We start from the raw sequence: 15298 nt of genomic DNA on the forward strand, positions 1-15298 counted from the left end.
ATATATTCCTTCTATTAACTATCTATTTAGTAAACTTCCTACATATCTTAATAATTCGTTGGCTGAGTTGGAGTCATACCCATGCTTATCAATCAATCTTGCAACAACCTCATTTATCTTTTTAAGCTGTGACTCATCAGGTGTTGTAGAGGAAGTCGTAATTTTCACTACATCCTTTAAATCTGCAAACAGCTTTTTCTGGATGGCTTCTCTTAATCTTTCATGAGAATTATAGTCAAATCGTTTTCCTTTACGAGCAAATGCAGAAAGCCTGATTAAAATCTCTTCACGGAAGGCACGTTTCGCATTTTCAGAAATTCCGATTTGTTCCTCAATAGATCGCATCAGTTTTTCATCCGGATTCATTTCTTCTCCTGTAATCGGATCACGAAGCTTATTTTTGTTACAGAAGGCTTCAACATTATCAAGATAGTTATTCATTAAATGCTTTGCAGACTCTTCATAAGAATAAACAAAGGCTTTTTGTACTTCGTTCTTCGCAATTTCATCGTACTCTTTCCTTGCAATGGCAATGTAATTCATGTACTTTTCGCGATCTTCTTCTGATATCGATGCGTGCTGATCCAGCCCCTCTTTTAATGAACGTAAAACGTCTAACGCATTGATAGATGGGACTTCTTTACGAATAATCGCTGAGGAAATTCGATTAATGACATAACGAGGATCAATACCATTCATACCTTCGTTTTGATGCTCTTTTTTCAATTCCTCCACATCTACCGAATTAAAGCCTTCAACACTTTCTCCATCATAAAGTCGCATTTTCTTAACAAGGTCAATGCCTTGCTTTTTCGGAATTTCCAGTCTTGTTAAAACAGAGAAGATAGCAGCAGCTCGGAGTGCGTGTGGCGCAATATGAACATGTGCCATATCACTCTCACTAATCATTTTTGCGTAAATACGCTCCTCTTCACTTACCTTTAAGTTATAAGGAATCGGCATCACGATAATACGTGAATGTAATGCCTCATTCTTTTTGTTTGAAATGAATGTACGGTACTCGGTTTCGTTTGTATGGGCGACGATTAGCTCGTCTGCACTAATGAGCGCAAAACGGCCCGCTTTGAAGTTTCCTTCTTGCGTTAAGGATAGTAAATGCCATAAGAACTTTTCATCAAGCTTCAGCATTTCCTGGAACTCCATCATTCCACGGTTTGCCTTATTTAACTCCCCATCAAATCGATAAGCACGTGGATCTGATTCTGATCCATATTCAGCAATTGTCGAGAAATCAATACTACCTGTTAAATCAGCAATGTCCTGTGATTTTGGATCCGAAGGTGTAAATGTACCAATCCCAACACGTTTATCCTCTGAGAAAAAGATACGTTCAATCAAGACATCTTCAACATGACCACCATATTCTTGCTCAAGGCGCATTGTATTTAATGGAGATAAGCTTCCCTCAATACGAATTCCATACTCTTTAAAGAAGTCTTCTCTTAGGTGCTGGGGAATTAGATGAAGGGGGTCTTCATGCATTGGACAGCCTTTTATGGCATATACTGCACCCTCATCTGTCCGAGAATAATGCTCTAATCCACGCTTAAGTAAGGTAACAATTGTAGACTTCCCTCCACTTACAGGTCCCATTAATAATAAAATCCTCTTACGTACGTCTAATCTTCTAGCTGCTGGGTGGAAGTATTCCTCCACTAATCTTTCTAATGCTGTTTCAAGGCCGAAAATTTCTTTTCCAAAGAATTGGTACATTTTCTTACCGTCTCTTTCCTCTACTCCAGAACTCTTAATCATATTGTAGACACGTGAATGAGCAGTTTGAGCAACTTCTGGTCTTTCTTTAATAATACCTAGGTATTCTTCAAATGTACCTTCCCATTTCAGACTATCCACTTCTTCTTTATAACTTCTAACCCTGCTTAAAATATCGATGATTATTACCTCCATTCAGGGTGGGTTTTTATAAATGTATGAAGCGAGTCCTTCAATGATACCGAATACTTTTTATTATAATTTTATTGGTTCTAGGATATTAAATAGGAAAAGTCTTTTGAACCTTAGAAAATATAAGAACTTCGCTCCACGAAAAGCATATGCAGTATCAAAAATTAATCCTCCTCATTAGTTGTATAGTTTTCGGAATATTTTAATCATGGTACTCATACATATAGGTTGTTAGATACTAGGCTTATCGATAGCATTGTTCAACAAATAAGCCTTAGTTGTCCTTTGTAGATAAGAAGGATTACCAATCTTGTCTGCGATATTGAAAGGAGGATCTTATGTTTACTCAGTTTAAGTATTGGAAACCCTTCGTTGGCCCTTTTGATCCTTGTAAACCAATACGCGTAAAAAGTTACAGTACCCCTCCGCAACTGTATATGAATTTTCAACCACCAGGACTTCCACAATTCACACCACAAGAAGCACTAATGGCCGGTACTCTTTGGCCTCAGCTATATAGCCCATATCCAGATCCACAAAAAGGAGGCAATCCGCATGGCTAAACAAATGCCACCAGAGTATTATCAATGTCTAGAAGAAATTCAGGCGTTAGATTTTGTACTAGTGGAATTAAACCTCTATTTAGATACCCATAATCATGACTTTGATGCTATTCAACAATTTAACGAAACCGCCAAACTGAGCATGCAATTAAAAGTAGAATTCGAAAAGAAATTTCATCCATTAATGAATTTTGGACGAAGCTACTCGAATTATCCATGGAATATCGACGACTCACCCTGGCCATGGCAAGTATAGAAAAGTGGAGAACGCTCGTTCAGCTCTGACAACAACTGGAGGGGGTTTCTGTAAGGACGCTCTTTGTCATTGCAGAAGCCATCGAAGTTGTCGAAGAGCTAGCGTTCGCAACTAGACATCATGAGGAAATCAGCCTAAAAGCGCTACACACGCTCGCAAAGGCTGAGTGACCCACATCGTGTGGGCCTGAACGGGCTCGCTCAGCCGTGAAATAAACTGGCCGACAAAAGCGCCACGTCCATGTGGCGCTGTCGGCACTTAATTTGAAGGAATGTGGGGGGAGGAAAAAAGAATGTTTTATTATGAAAAGAAATTGCAATATCCTGTTAGGGTCAGCACGTGTAATCCCATGCTTGCGAAGTTTTTAATTGAACAATATGGTGGGGCTGATGGGGAATTAGCAGCCGCTCTTCGATATATGAACCAGCGTTATACAATTCCGGATAAGGTAATTGGTTTACTGAACGATATCGCTATGGAAGAATTCTCTCATCTGGAAATGATTGCTACAATGATTTATAAACTAACTAAGGATGCGACGCCAGAACAGATGGTGGCTGCCGGAATTGGCGACCATTATGTCAATCATGATAAAGCATTATTTTATCACAATGCCGCTGGTGTTCCGTGGACCGCATCTTATATCCAAGCAAAAGGTGATCCTATTGCCGATCTTTATGAAGATATTGCAGCCGAAGAAAAAGCTCGCGCAACTTATCAATGGTTAATCGATATTTCAGATGATCCGGATATCAACGACGGATTAAGGTTCTTGCGAGAAAGAGAAGTTGTACATTCCATGAGATTTAGAGAAGCGGTTGAAATCTTGAAAGACGAACAAAATCAAAAGAAATTCTTCTAATCCTTCCTCCCTCTTGCAAAATGCAGGAGGGTTTTTTTGGCTAGTAAACCTTTTAATTTGTTCTTGCTAATCTATCTAATATCATGAGAAGATAGTTTCTATTGATTCTAATAGAAAGATTGGTGAACAAGTTGAATTCAAAAGCTTTATTATTAGGGCTCTTTACTGTTCTCATCTGGGGTTCAACCTTTGCAGCGAATAGCTTTAGTCTGCAGGGTGGCTTTTCAGCAGGACATCTACTGTTATTTCGTTTTGTAGTAGCTTCATTAATTTTTGCTATTATTGCCCGTATACCTAATATGAAATTCCGTTTACCAGAGAAACAAGATATTTGGAAAATTGTACTCTTAGGAATTGTCGGCATTAGTGGCTATCATATTTGTGCAACCTTTGGACAGTTAACAATCAGTGCTGGTACATCCGGAATGTTAATCGGTTCTGGACCTATTTTCACAACAATCTTTGCAATTCTTATCCTAAAGGAACAACTTAGTAAAATGGGATGGATTGGACTAGCCTTTGGATTTGCTGGGATCTCGTTAATTGCTATCGGTTCTGGTGATACAACTTTCGGTATTGCTCCCGGTGTATTTTTAACTATACTTGCGGCTATCGCAACCTCAATCTTTTTCGTTTATCAAAAGCCTTTGTTTAAAAAATATTCAGCTGTCGAGTTAACAGCCTATTTTACTTGGGCAGGTACGATACCATTTCTTATTTTTGCACCTGGTTTACTAGAAGCAATTCAAACAGTACCCGTTGAAGTGAACATAACGGCAATCTATATCGGGGTTTTCCCAACGGCCATCGCTTATTTAACGTGGGCTTATGCATTATCCCAATCAAAAGCAAGCTCCATCTCCACAGTTCTATATCTGGAACCAGTAATTGCGATTATCGTGGCATGGATTTGGTTAAGTGAGCTTCCGAAGTCCATTTCAATCATAGGTGGAATTATTGCCATTTCTAGTGTTATCCTCGTTAACTTCTATGGTAAAAATCAACAGACTATTCAAAAGGAAATTAAGCCTACTCTATAAATATAGGTTCTCCGTTTGAGGTGAAAAAAAGTGGCGATTCTGCATAACGGAATCGCCATACTTTTTTTAATAAACGGAGCATTTTCCGCTAATGTATGGAATGGTGGCTTTAGAGCCGAAATAAGAGGAGTTTTTCCTGTTATCTCCTCAAAATAAGCCAAAATAAAAGAATTTGGTCAATATAACCGAAAAAACTTCCTTTATTTTAAAGAAAATATGGATATTTTTCGACTTAAAAGGAAATTCCTCCGTTATTTCCACTCCCGCTCCCTCCCCACACTCGAACAGCAGCAGAGCCCGAACTCTTCCCCCAATCACACCATACTATTTGGATCGATTGCCGACATTGTTTCCTTTGTTAATAGTCCCTTCTCCTTTAATACCTGCTCTAATGATTTATTTTCTTCATCTGCCTGCATGCCAATTTGAGATGCCAAATCATAGCCCATAGAAGAGCTTAACCCAGTTACTAAAGCAAGACTATTCTCCATATGCTCTCTGCATTTTTCTACATTTCCTTCAATTCCATCAATGCACTTTGTTACAAGAGTTGTTATGGCATTTGTTAGTAAATCAATTGAATGAATTAAAGTAAAAGCCATCACAGGCATCATGACATTAATCTCCAGCTGACCAGCAATTCCTGCTGTAGCCATTGCGGCTTCATAGCCAATGATTTGACAGCTCACCATATGCACCATTTCTAAAATGGCAGGATTTACTTTTCCAGGCATTATCGTAGAACCAGGCTGTACTGATGGTAATGAAATTTCTGCAAAACCTGTTCTCGGTCCTGAACTGAGTAAACGTAAATCACTTGTAATCTTAATAAGGTGCACAGCTAATTCTTTCAGTGTCAGCATTGTACGAATAGCTGCTCTAGGATTTTGTGTAAAGGCAAACATATTTTGTGGGGAACGGAATGGTAATTTTGTTCTCTTACAAACCTCATCCATTACATTAGGGATATATTTGGGATGGAGGTTAAATTCCGTTCCAATCGCTTGCCCGCCAAGTCCGATTTCATATAATGTATCTAAATTTCCCTCCAGCTGCTTTAGAGTATGTGCGATTGTTTCGGCATAACCAGAAAACTCCTGACCTAAACGAATCGGAATTGCATCATGCAAATGTGTTCGTCCAGACTTAACAATCGGCATTAATTCTTCAGACTTCTTTTTTAACGCTTCTACTAGCTTTGTAATTGCAGGGATGAGATTATTAACTAACCCTTCTGCAGCTGCCATATTAAAGGCAGAGTGAAATGTATCATTGGTCGATTGGGACATATTGACATGATCATTTGGATGAACAAGCTTTGACTCGATAGATCCTCCTAAAATTTCAGAAGCTCGATTTGCAATGACTTCATTGACATTCATATTTTGAGAAGTACCTGCACCAGCTTGATAGACGTCTACTACAAAATGATTGTCCCATTTGCCTATTGTTACTTCTTCAGCTGCTTGAATTATCGCCCTTCCCATTTCCTCATCTAACTGCCCATTTTTCATATTCGCCATTGCTGCTGAAGCTTTAATAATTCCCTGTGCCTTTATGATCGAATGCTGTAGCCTTGTCCCGCTTATCTGAAAATTATCCAAGGCTCTCTGAGTTTGAGCACCATAATACATATTTTTTGGAACCTTTACCTCACCAATTGAATCATGCTCTATACGGAATTGTTTTGAAGTATTCATATTGCCTCCCAAACCTTAGTCATTGTTTTAACTACATGGTTGCCATTGACTTGTTGTACTAAACGACAACCTACAAATCACATAAAAAAGCCCGAGAAAATTTCTTCTCGAGCTAAATTGATAGTATTCATGACCACTCACTCTATCGATCACGATGTACAATATTATTTAAAAAGAGCTTTAAAAAGGACGCATTCTGCGGAATTGACTCTAGCGCTTCAATCGCTAAACAATAATGCTCCCACATTTCATTTTTAGCACCCTCTATTCCTAGAATCGTCACAAAGGTTGAGGTTTCATTTTCTAAATCCATTCTTGCTGATTTACCTAGATTCTCAAAATTCCCTTCACTATCCAATAGGTCATCCTTTATTTGAAAGGCAATTCCTGCATGGCGAGAAAATTTCTTTAAAGCATTCATTTCTTTTTCATTTGCTTTTGCTAAAATCGCTGGCATTACAAGAGCTGCTTCAAAGCCTAGAGCTGTCTTATAAAAACACATGGTTTCAAGCTCATCCTTAGAAAATCTTCTGCCCTTTGATTCCAAATCCATGACTTGCCCCTTACAAATATTAGCAGTAACTTGCGCAGAGTAGCGAACTAATTCAAGTACAGTTTTTGAATCGAACTTTTCTAGTAAGGTCTGCTGTTCAATGGCCTTTTGCGTTAGGAATAAACCCGTCAGTTCCCCTATTGCAACATTATACATTTCATGAACAGTTGGTCGACCTCGTCTATAGGAGGCATTATCCTGTGAAGGCAAATCATCAAAAATTAGAGAGGCCGTATGCATGTATTCTAAAGACTTAAAAAGAGGAAGTAGACTCACCTCTTCTAAACCATACATTTCAACTCCGACAAACCAAGCCATAATGGGTCTTAGCCTTTTCCCCTCACCTGTCAAACTATAATTTGCCGCCTCCAAAACAAGATCCTGTTGAAACTCTGCATCTAAATCTGGGGTGATTAAAAGCTCTTGATTAACCATTTCTTTCACTATCTGTATTTTCTCTTTAAATGCTTCTTTTTCAGCTCGTTGGATTTTGAAATGGTCTACCATATGATCTCGTAGTAGCTTATCGAAGAAGTCTACATCATCGCCTTTTTCAACCATTTTTTGTAGAATGGCATTGAACTCAGGAAAGCCAGATGCAAATTGCTTCATAACCTCTTCATACTTTTTCTTACCATGCTTTTCTTTAAATCGTTTCAGTCCATTAATAGCTCTATTTAAAATTACTTCACGGGTCTCACTATGCGAATGATAGACATTATGAATCAAATTTGAAATAACTGCCCAATACATCTCAAAGGGATTAATCAAATCATTACGATGCTGCTGATGCTGAATGTAATACGTATATGGCGTTACAGCACCTACCTTTAAATCATCAAACATATCCGCAAAGTCATCTGCTAATTGGTTGTAAATTCCATATAAAAATGTTCGTTGTTCAAATCCATCGTCATCTTCAGTTTCTTGTATAACTGAACGTGCCACTAATCTTGAAGATGAGGATTTTAAGATAATCGGAACAAACAGCTCCTCATTGGTATAGGTTTTGTTGGACAGTTCCTTTTGTCGATCTATTTCTTGAGAATGAAAAAATACATAAGCTTGCTCGAAAAACTTGCTTGAGGATTGCTGAGTTTGAATATATTCAAACGCTTCTTTTAGCTCTGTATGAATATAAGCTAAAAATTGTAGTGTAGCCTCACTCCATTCACTGCCTAATGGCGGAACCTTACCTGTTAATAGTGAAGTACGAATGAGCTGGGAGAACTGTTCCTTCTCTATTTTAGACAATAAATCAGAATCAAGCAGATCATCGATAAAGGGATATGTTAAACCATAGCAGTAGCCTAGACGTATTGCTTTATCGAGCTTCTCTCTTCGTTCGCTCGGAGAAATATCCTCCTCCATCGCATCGATCGTATGCATCAATACTCCTGCAATAATTTTTATAAGCTTTCGCTGGGCATTCGCTGCATCTAACTCTTCTGGAATATTTGCAGATACTGTATTTAATTTACTTAGCATCCAATCCACTGTTAAAAGGATTTGTTCCTTCTTCCCCTTTTGAATAATCCAGTCAAAGCCAAACAATTCCTTTTTTTCATTCTTTGTCGAATCGATAAGACTTCCCTTTAAATCTCCAACTACCTGATCAATCTTAGACTGTGTGTCTTGATCTTCAAGTGTCTTACCCAAATCACGTAAATAAATATAGGAGATACTTCGTTTTAAATAATCCTCTAATTTATTTGTATAATCTAGCCATTTAATATAATGCATCGTTTCTTTTGAACTCGGCTTTTTCTGTTTCGAAGAAAAAAATGAAAAAAAGGAAGGATGATGGATGTGATTGACTTTCCACTTTTGAAAATCATCAACTAATTTCGGGATATAACTCTTTTTAGTCACCTGCTCATTCAGCAGCTGAAAATAGTGTCTTGCTTGTTCTTCCACTTGCTGATAGCTTTGATCAGCATTTATCACTTCTTTCATTTTTTCACCCTTGCCTTTTACTCTTTTTTAGGTAGAAGTGAAGCACTTCCCTTTCTACTGCTGACTTGCTCTGATAAATCATTATATATATGTAATTAAATAATATTCTAGTCAAGGCATCTAAATACCCTTATGTATAAACAACTAATAAAATGGATGAAATTCCAACATCATTGTATCAAAAGAAATTAATTGGTAAATATTAGATTTAAGGGAGGTGTTTATAATGGCTACAGATGTTCTTTGTGAAGTAGATAGCTGTACATATTGGGCTTCGGGTAATAAATGTGATGCAGCGAGTATCTATGTTGTTACTAGTCGTAACACTGATGAAGCATCAAAAAGTGAAGAAACAGATTGCAAGACATTTGAGAAAAAAGAAGATGATGATATTATTTCTTAAACGAAATACAAGGAGAGGCTCAAACTTATACTTGAGCCTCTTTTTATGTTATTCAAACATCTGCTAAATTTTTTCTCCAAATCATATGATGACTGTTTTCACCCCAATAATTTTCGAGAAACACGAGTGGGGTACCAAACTTCTTAGTCCAAATGATTTGTGCTTGTTGATAGCCACTGTCAAAGCAAAATTCCGAAATCCCCTTATTTCTTAAAGCTTGGTAAATTGCTTGGAGCAGCATATTTCCAATTCCTTGATTTTGATAGTGAGGGTGAACTAGCATAGAGCCTACTTCAGGTATGTGTCTGAGCTGCCCTTTAGTTACTTCAACAAGAATTGAGTTAGGCTCGCCATATGCTATCGAACCAATAATTTGATTTTCATCATAAGCAAATAAGAAAAATCGTTTTCCACCTTTGCTCGCAAAATCATCTGCTAAGAATTTTTTCTTCGTTTCTATTTCATCATTCAGCTCATCTTTTAACTCTGATAAACCTTCTTTTTGATAAGTGTGGGTGATTACTAAATTGAAAAATTCATAAATTTGATTTTGCTCATCGATTTTTGGTCTTCTTATCTCGATTTCACACATTTTTAGTGCCCTCCTACCAAGAACAATAACCTGTTATTCTATCGTAATATTGCCATTATCTGATTCTAACTGAATGATAATTTTACCATCGCCAATAACCTTATCAGTTGTAGATTGACCATAAATATTAACTTTTCCGTTATCAGTCTTCACATTATATTGTAAATTTTTAGATTCGCCTTTTGTTTTCACAAGGATTTCACCATTGTCTGTTTCCAAATCCATTGGCGCATCGATACTATCATTCATCACTGTAACGTCCCCATTATTGGTTTGACCATTGATAACTCCTGAGCTGTTTTCTATTAGGACATCTCCATTATCTGTTTCTACAGCAATTTTTCCACTTTCTACTTCTTTTATATCGATTTCTCCATTATCCGTATCAGCCAATAGTTCTTTTAATTCAATTTCTGATACCTTGATCGCTCCATTATCTGTTTCTATTTTAATTGTTCCGTATTCATTTTTTGGTAAACCAACAATGACTACAGGAGATTTAGAAAAGAAATCAAAAGAAAACCATCTAAAACCTTTTCGATTTACGTCAATTTCTAACGTTTTTCCTTTTACTTTTACATCTAAAGTATAACGATTTTTTTCATTATTCTCTAATTCTATTGAGGCATCATTATCATTTATAGACATTAAACGAACTTCCGCATTGTCACTTTCAATCTCAACATTAGAGAACTCTTTATCAATTATAATGTCTTCTTGCTTACCATTACTAAAAAGATTGAAGACAATTACTGCAATAATGGCAATTAAAGCTACCCATATAAAAACTTTCTTTTTTTCCACTTTAACACGTTCCTTTCCATAATGTTTACTTAAAACCAATGATACAGGGTATATAAGTTAAATATAATGACCCTTTAATGTAAATTACTCTAAGTCTAGAGACGTAGCTTCCACTACACTATTCATTTCGTCATTATATTTATAGCTAATTTGAACATGCTAATTGGAAATACAGATAAAATTTAAGGAGAGTTGTTCATGAAACTCTTTCAAGTTAGAAAGGGACAGTTTGTGTATTTTGAAAATGAGTTGCATAAGGTCTATGCTGTAAAGCCGATGTACAAGAAATCAGTTCATCTCATTAGACTTCGTGATTTAACTCAAGTCTTATCAAGTGCGGCAGAAATTGAAAAGTACCAGCCAAAAGAACAGGATAGCTTTATTTTCAACAAAAAGGTTTATACATTGTCTAAAGAACGAAAGGCAGAGGTTGATGATTATGTATTAATCACTAATCCTAATCCAGATATATTAGATTACTACACATTAAATTCCATTGAGGTCGTTTCTTCTGTTGAAAACAAAGGTGTAATCACTAATGATTCAAATGGCATCAAGCATAACGAATATCTACTGATGGTGCCTGGCCGAAATGAAAAAAGTAATCCAATCGAATATCGCGATCGACCTACCGTTGACAACAATGAATTCACTGATGAAGCAAATAACTTTAACGATTTACTACCTATTATTGGCGATGTCTATAAGAAAAATGACAAAGATTCTGAATTAGAAGTAATGGTTGTCGGTGTCAATGATACCATAGTCTTTCTAGGAAACGGCACCAACGTCCCTCAAGAGGAACTAATGGACACAGAAAAGTGGCTGTTTCAATATAATTTAACCGAGAAATAATAGGATTAGGTCACCCCAATGAAAAAAGCTGCTTGAGGTTTTCCTCTTAGCAGCTTCTTAAACTTATTGTGGTTTGCCTGCTGCTTCCCACCGTTGGATTTCTTCACGAACGATTGGAGCAACTTCTTTTCCTAATAGTTCGATGGATTTCATCACGTCTGCGTGGGGCATTGAGCCGACTGGGCAATGGAGCATGAAGCGTGTAATACCCACTTTTTTACGTAGTAGGATAATTTTCTCAGCTACAGTATTAACATCGCCTGTATAAAGGGCCCCCTCTATGCTACGAGCATGGTCAAAGGATTCACGAGTATATTGTCCCCATCCGCGTTCTCGTCCTAAAACGTTCATGGCTTGCTGTGTTGGCGGGAAGAATTTTTCGATTGCTTCCTCTGTTGTATCTGCTAAAAAACCATGGGAGTGGGATGCAACCGTAAGTTTAGATGGATCATGACCCGCTTCCTTTGCGGCTCTATAGTATAGGTTAACAAGTGGAGCAAATTGTAATGGACTTCCACCAATGATGGCTAAGGCTAAAGGTAAGCCTAAGTAACCTGCACGCGCTACTGATTGAGGGGTACCACCACTAGCAATCCATACAGGTAAAGTCTCTTGGACAGGTCGAGGATATACTCCACGATTTGAGATATCTGCTCGGTGCTTCCCTTTCCAGTTGATGATTTCATTTTTAGTTAACTGTAATAATAACTCTAGCTTTTCTTCATAGAGCTCATCATAATCCTTAAGGTCGTAGCCAAACAATGGGAATGATTCTATAAAAGATCCACGCCCTGCCATAATTTCAGCACGACCATTTGAAATAGCATCTACTGTTGAAAACTCTTGAAAAACACGAACTGGATCATCAGAAGACAAAACAGTAACAGCACTCGATAATCGAATGTTTTTTGTACGTGAAGCAGCTGCTGCGAGTAAGACAGCCGGAGCAGAGCATGCATAGTCTTTTCGATGATGCTCCCCAACTCCATAGACATCCAGTCCTACCTCATCAGCTAACACGATTTCCTCTATTACTTCGCGAATACGTTCTGCATGACTAATTGTTTTACCTGTTTTTACATCTGGTGTTGTTTCTACAAAGGTAGTTAGCCCAATTTCCATCTTCTACACTCCACTCCTTATTTCCTGTAATAATTACCTATTACTATGGAAATACCATATTCTATAATTATTCTCGAAATTAATGATACATGAATAGTGGAAGATGTTTCAATTTTCGTGTATTTATTTTACAACTAACGCGCCTTTTAAAAACCTCTTCTCGAATTCTTCTGTAGCACATGGTCTACCAAAATAGAATCCTTGAATATAGTGGCAATTTTGCTCAAGTAAATATTCTAACTCTTCTTTTGTTTCAACACCCTCTGCTATTACCTCTAGCTTCAAATGCTGGGCCATTTTAATCATTGCAGTTGTAATACTTGCGTTTTCTGATTCTGATGAAATGTTCTGGATAAAGGAGCGATCAATTTTAACACCATCTAGCTGGAAGGTTTTCAAATAATTGAAGGAGGAATAGCCTGTCCCAAAATCATCGATATAAATTTTTACACCTAAATCCTTTAATTCACGGATTGTTTTAAATACTGTTTCTTCATTTTTCATAATGGAGTTTTCAGTAATTTCAATTTCAAGCCATTTACCTTCTAGTTGAAATTCTCTAAGTAAATCACGAATTTCAGATGCAAATTCTTTTTGTAGGAAACGTTGTGAGCTAATATTGACACTGATTGGAACAAGTGGAATACCCGCTTCTCTCCACTCAACTAATTTTTCACAAACCTTTCGCTTCATCCATTTCCCCATTGGGATAATTAAACCCGTCTCTTCAGCAAGAGGAATGAACTCTCCAGGAGAAACTAGTCCTAACTCTGGATGCATCCATCGAATTAACGCCTCCGCACTTACTGTTTTTTGCGTTATTGCATCTACACGAGGCTGTAAATGAACAATGAATTCATCATTCATAATCGCCTTACGTAAATCTCTCTCCATAAGGAATGATTGATAACTTCTCTTATTCATCGATGGATCATAAATTTGATACATATTACGCCCTAAATCCTTTGCTTTATATAAAGCAATATCAGCATTCTTCATTAAATCAATTGCATCCATGCCACCTGTTGGGTACAGGGAGATCCCAATACTTGCAGTGATTAATAATTCGTATTCTTCAATATAAAAGGGATTTACTAATTGCTCTAGAAATTTTTCAGCTATCGTAATCACTTCTTCTTCAGCCGTGATGCCTGAGCATAGAATCAAAAATTCATCCCCTCCCATACGGCAAGCAAAGTGTTTTTCGATGTTGATGCTCGCTAATATTCGTTTACCCATTTCACTTAAAAGCTGGTCACCAATTTGATGCCCAAGTGTATCGTTAATCGATTTAAATCGGTCTAAATCAATTAATAATATTGCAAGCATTTCATCACTTTTACTATTGATTTGCTGTAAGGCTTCTCTTGTTTTTGAGGCCATCCATCTTCTATTTGGCAGCATGGTTAGCTCATCATGGTGAGCTAAATATGCATTCATATCTTGAACCTTTTTTTGCTCAGAGATATCCTTCCCAATCATATAAACCCCTTGAATCTGATTATCTATGATGACTGGCAATATCATAACATTTAGATAAATTTGATTTAAATTTTTATCTCGGAAATCAATTTCGAAATTTTGTATATTTCCTGCCAAAGCCTCTTCTAGATAACCATTAATAGAGTTTGCACACGTGTGTAATAAGATTTTTTCAATATTTTCATATGTACTTTCCTGCTCTGAAAGCTCAAAAAGTGCCAGTGCCTTCGGGTTCATATTAACTATCCTTGCGTTTTTATTGAAAACTACAAGAAAATCCTGGCTAAGCTTTACTAAGGATTCGTATTGCTCCTGATTTAATAGGAGCTCTTCTTGAGTAGATTTTAATTCAGAAATATCAAGTACTGTGCCTACGATTTCAGTAACTTCATTTCCATTCTTAATAGGCACTACATCTACATAAACATACTTTCCTTTTATATCGATTTCATAGTTTACACGTTCTCCTTGAAATGCTTTTTCATAATGAGAATGCTTTATAAACGCAATATCTTTAGGAAAAACTTCAAAGGGAGTATGATTTCTCAATCTCTCATCATATGCTCCGATATCTTCCAATAACTTTCCAATAGACATCGTATAAACAAATTGCCCGTTTTCATCTTTAGCCATTGTAAAAATACCATTTTGAAGGTTTTTAATTTTATCTATAAAATCAATTTTCTTGGCGTCGGATATGTTTTTTCTATGATTATCTGTGACCTCTGTTATAAGTAATATTTCTAATTGCTCTTGTTCTACGGTTATGTGTTGCGACTGTACCTCCAGCTTTACTTCATTTATCCCTGTAAATACAGGCCGATTGCAATGGTTTCTTACAGTACTAGTGGAAAAATCGCAAACTAACTTTGTAATCGATGTATTAAGTACATCCTTAGCCATTACATCAAACAACTTTTCAGTATTTCTATTTATATATGTAATAATTCCTGCCTGGTCCGTCACAATAATATTATCTTTTTGCAGGCTAAAAAGCTGATACAATTGTTCTCGCTTATCGAGAATCCCCTTTATATTTTTTTCCATATCTTCCTCACTCACTAAATAGTATTTTATATTTTTCATACTTAATAATAACTTATCAGCAATACGAAAGTCACATCCAACTTCCCCCATTCTAATCAATAAGTATTCGTTTTATTTTGAAAATAAAAACTACAAAA

The 15298-nt window shown here is 36.7% G+C and carries 13 protein-coding genes; 6 read left to right on the forward strand and 7 right to left on the reverse strand.

Annotated elements, in window-relative coordinates; translation table 11 throughout:
• Positions 1-18: 18 nt before the first annotated feature.
• Positions 19-1929: a PrkA family serine protein kinase gene (locus LG296_RS16605; RefSeq protein WP_282433276.1), complete on the reverse strand. Its 1911-nt coding sequence runs from the start codon at positions 1927-1929 to the stop codon at positions 19-21.
• A 335-nt stretch (positions 1930-2264) separates the two neighbouring features.
• Between LG296_RS16605 and LG296_RS16610 the strand changes: the two genes are divergently transcribed.
• The 4 genes from LG296_RS16610 (at position 2265) to LG296_RS16625 (ending at position 4647) form a co-directional block, all read left to right on the forward strand.
• Positions 2265-2489 carry a spore coat associated protein CotJA gene (locus LG296_RS16610; protein ID WP_107935269.1) on the forward strand — a complete coding sequence of 75 codons (225 nt, stop codon included), beginning with the start codon at positions 2265-2267 and terminating at the stop codon, positions 2487-2489.
• The gene (locus LG296_RS16615) at positions 2482-2745 is read left to right on the forward strand and encodes a spore coat protein CotJB (protein WP_107935270.1); all 264 of its coding nucleotides are present in this window, start codon (positions 2482-2484) and stop codon (positions 2743-2745) included. The genes LG296_RS16610 and LG296_RS16615 overlap by 8 nt, the downstream gene beginning before the upstream one ends.
• Before the next feature lie 292 nt (positions 2746-3037).
• The gene (locus LG296_RS16620) at positions 3038-3607 is read left to right on the forward strand and encodes a manganese catalase family protein (protein WP_107935271.1); all 570 of its coding nucleotides are present in this window, start codon (positions 3038-3040) and stop codon (positions 3605-3607) included.
• A 122-nt stretch (positions 3608-3729) separates the two neighbouring features.
• Entirely contained in the window at positions 3730-4647 is a 918-nt protein-coding gene (locus LG296_RS16625) for a DMT family transporter (protein WP_328588996.1), read from the forward strand.
• A 314-nt stretch (positions 4648-4961) separates the two neighbouring features.
• Here LG296_RS16625 and LG296_RS16630 read toward each other — a convergent pair whose 3' ends face one another.
• Both LG296_RS16630 and LG296_RS16635 read right to left on the reverse strand, forming a co-directional pair.
• Positions 4962-6347, reverse strand: coding sequence for an aspartate ammonia-lyase (locus LG296_RS16630; RefSeq protein WP_107935273.1), 1386 nt, complete (start codon positions 6345-6347; stop codon positions 4962-4964).
• A 142-nt stretch (positions 6348-6489) separates the two neighbouring features.
• The gene (locus tag LG296_RS16635) at positions 6490-8856 is read right to left on the reverse strand and encodes a polyprenyl synthetase family protein (protein ID WP_107935274.1); all 2367 of its coding nucleotides are present in this window, start codon (positions 8854-8856) and stop codon (positions 6490-6492) included.
• 226 nt (positions 8857-9082) lie between these two features.
• On the opposite strand from LG296_RS16635, the gene LG296_RS16640 reads away from it, so the two are divergent.
• Entirely contained in the window at positions 9083-9259 is a 177-nt protein-coding gene (locus LG296_RS16640) for a DUF1540 domain-containing protein (protein ID WP_107935275.1), read from the forward strand.
• 52 nt (positions 9260-9311) lie between these two features.
• Here the strand turns inward: LG296_RS16640 and LG296_RS16645 are convergent, their stop codons facing one another.
• Positions 9312-9851, reverse strand: a complete 540-nt coding sequence (locus LG296_RS16645; protein WP_107935276.1) for a GNAT family N-acetyltransferase — start codon at positions 9849-9851, stop codon at positions 9312-9314.
• Positions 9852-9884: 33 nt separating this feature from the next.
• On the reverse strand, positions 9885-10655 hold the full coding sequence (locus LG296_RS16650) for a DUF4097 family beta strand repeat-containing protein (protein ID WP_107935277.1): 771 nt from the start codon (positions 10653-10655) through the stop codon (positions 9885-9887).
• Between the two features lie 198 nt (positions 10656-10853).
• Between LG296_RS16650 and LG296_RS16655 the strand changes: the two genes are divergently transcribed.
• Positions 10854-11510, forward strand: a complete 657-nt coding sequence (locus LG296_RS16655; protein ID WP_107935278.1) for a hypothetical protein — start codon at positions 10854-10856, stop codon at positions 11508-11510.
• Positions 11511-11573: 63 nt separating this feature from the next.
• Here the strand turns inward: LG296_RS16655 and LG296_RS16660 are convergent, their stop codons facing one another.
• Positions 11574-12632 (reverse strand): LLM class flavin-dependent oxidoreductase, encoded by a 1059-nt coding sequence (locus LG296_RS16660; protein ID WP_107935279.1) that lies wholly within the window; start codon positions 12630-12632, stop codon positions 11574-11576.
• 123 nt (positions 12633-12755) lie between these two features.
• Positions 12756-15161: an EAL domain-containing protein gene (locus tag LG296_RS16665; RefSeq protein WP_181418050.1), complete on the reverse strand. Its 2406-nt coding sequence runs from the start codon at positions 15159-15161 to the stop codon at positions 12756-12758.
• Positions 15162-15298: the final 137 nt, after the last annotated feature.

Source organism: Ureibacillus chungkukjangi, from assembly GCF_044795995.1.
Classification (GTDB): domain Bacteria; phylum Bacillota; class Bacilli; order Bacillales_A; family Planococcaceae; genus Ureibacillus; species Ureibacillus chungkukjangi.

Coding starts and splice junctions, on each gene's coding strand:
- LG296_RS16605 (WP_282433276.1), bottom strand. CDS start 1,929: ATGGAGGTAATAATCATCGATATTTTAAGCAGGGTTAGAAGTTATAAA.
- LG296_RS16610 (WP_107935269.1), top strand. CDS start 2,265: ATGTTTACTCAGTTTAAGTATTGGAAACCCTTCGTTGGCCCTTTTGAT.
- LG296_RS16615 (WP_107935270.1), top strand. CDS start 2,482: ATGGCTAAACAAATGCCACCAGAGTATTATCAATGTCTAGAAGAAATT.
- LG296_RS16620 (WP_107935271.1), top strand. CDS start 3,038: ATGTTTTATTATGAAAAGAAATTGCAATATCCTGTTAGGGTCAGCACG.
- LG296_RS16630 (WP_107935273.1), bottom strand. CDS start 6,347: ATGAATACTTCAAAACAATTCCGTATAGAGCATGATTCAATTGGTGAG.
- LG296_RS16635 (WP_107935274.1), bottom strand. CDS start 8,856: ATGAAAGAAGTGATAAATGCTGATCAAAGCTATCAGCAAGTGGAAGAA.
- LG296_RS16640 (WP_107935275.1), top strand. CDS start 9,083: ATGGCTACAGATGTTCTTTGTGAAGTAGATAGCTGTACATATTGGGCT.
- LG296_RS16645 (WP_107935276.1), bottom strand. CDS start 9,851: ATGTGTGAAATCGAGATAAGAAGACCAAAAATCGATGAGCAAAATCAA.
- LG296_RS16655 (WP_107935278.1), top strand. CDS start 10,854: ATGAAACTCTTTCAAGTTAGAAAGGGACAGTTTGTGTATTTTGAAAAT.
- LG296_RS16660 (WP_107935279.1), bottom strand. CDS start 12,632: ATGGAAATTGGGCTAACTACCTTTGTAGAAACAACACCAGATGTAAAA.
- LG296_RS16665 (WP_181418050.1), bottom strand. CDS start 15,161: ATGGAAAAAAATATAAAGGGGATTCTCGATAAGCGAGAACAATTGTAT.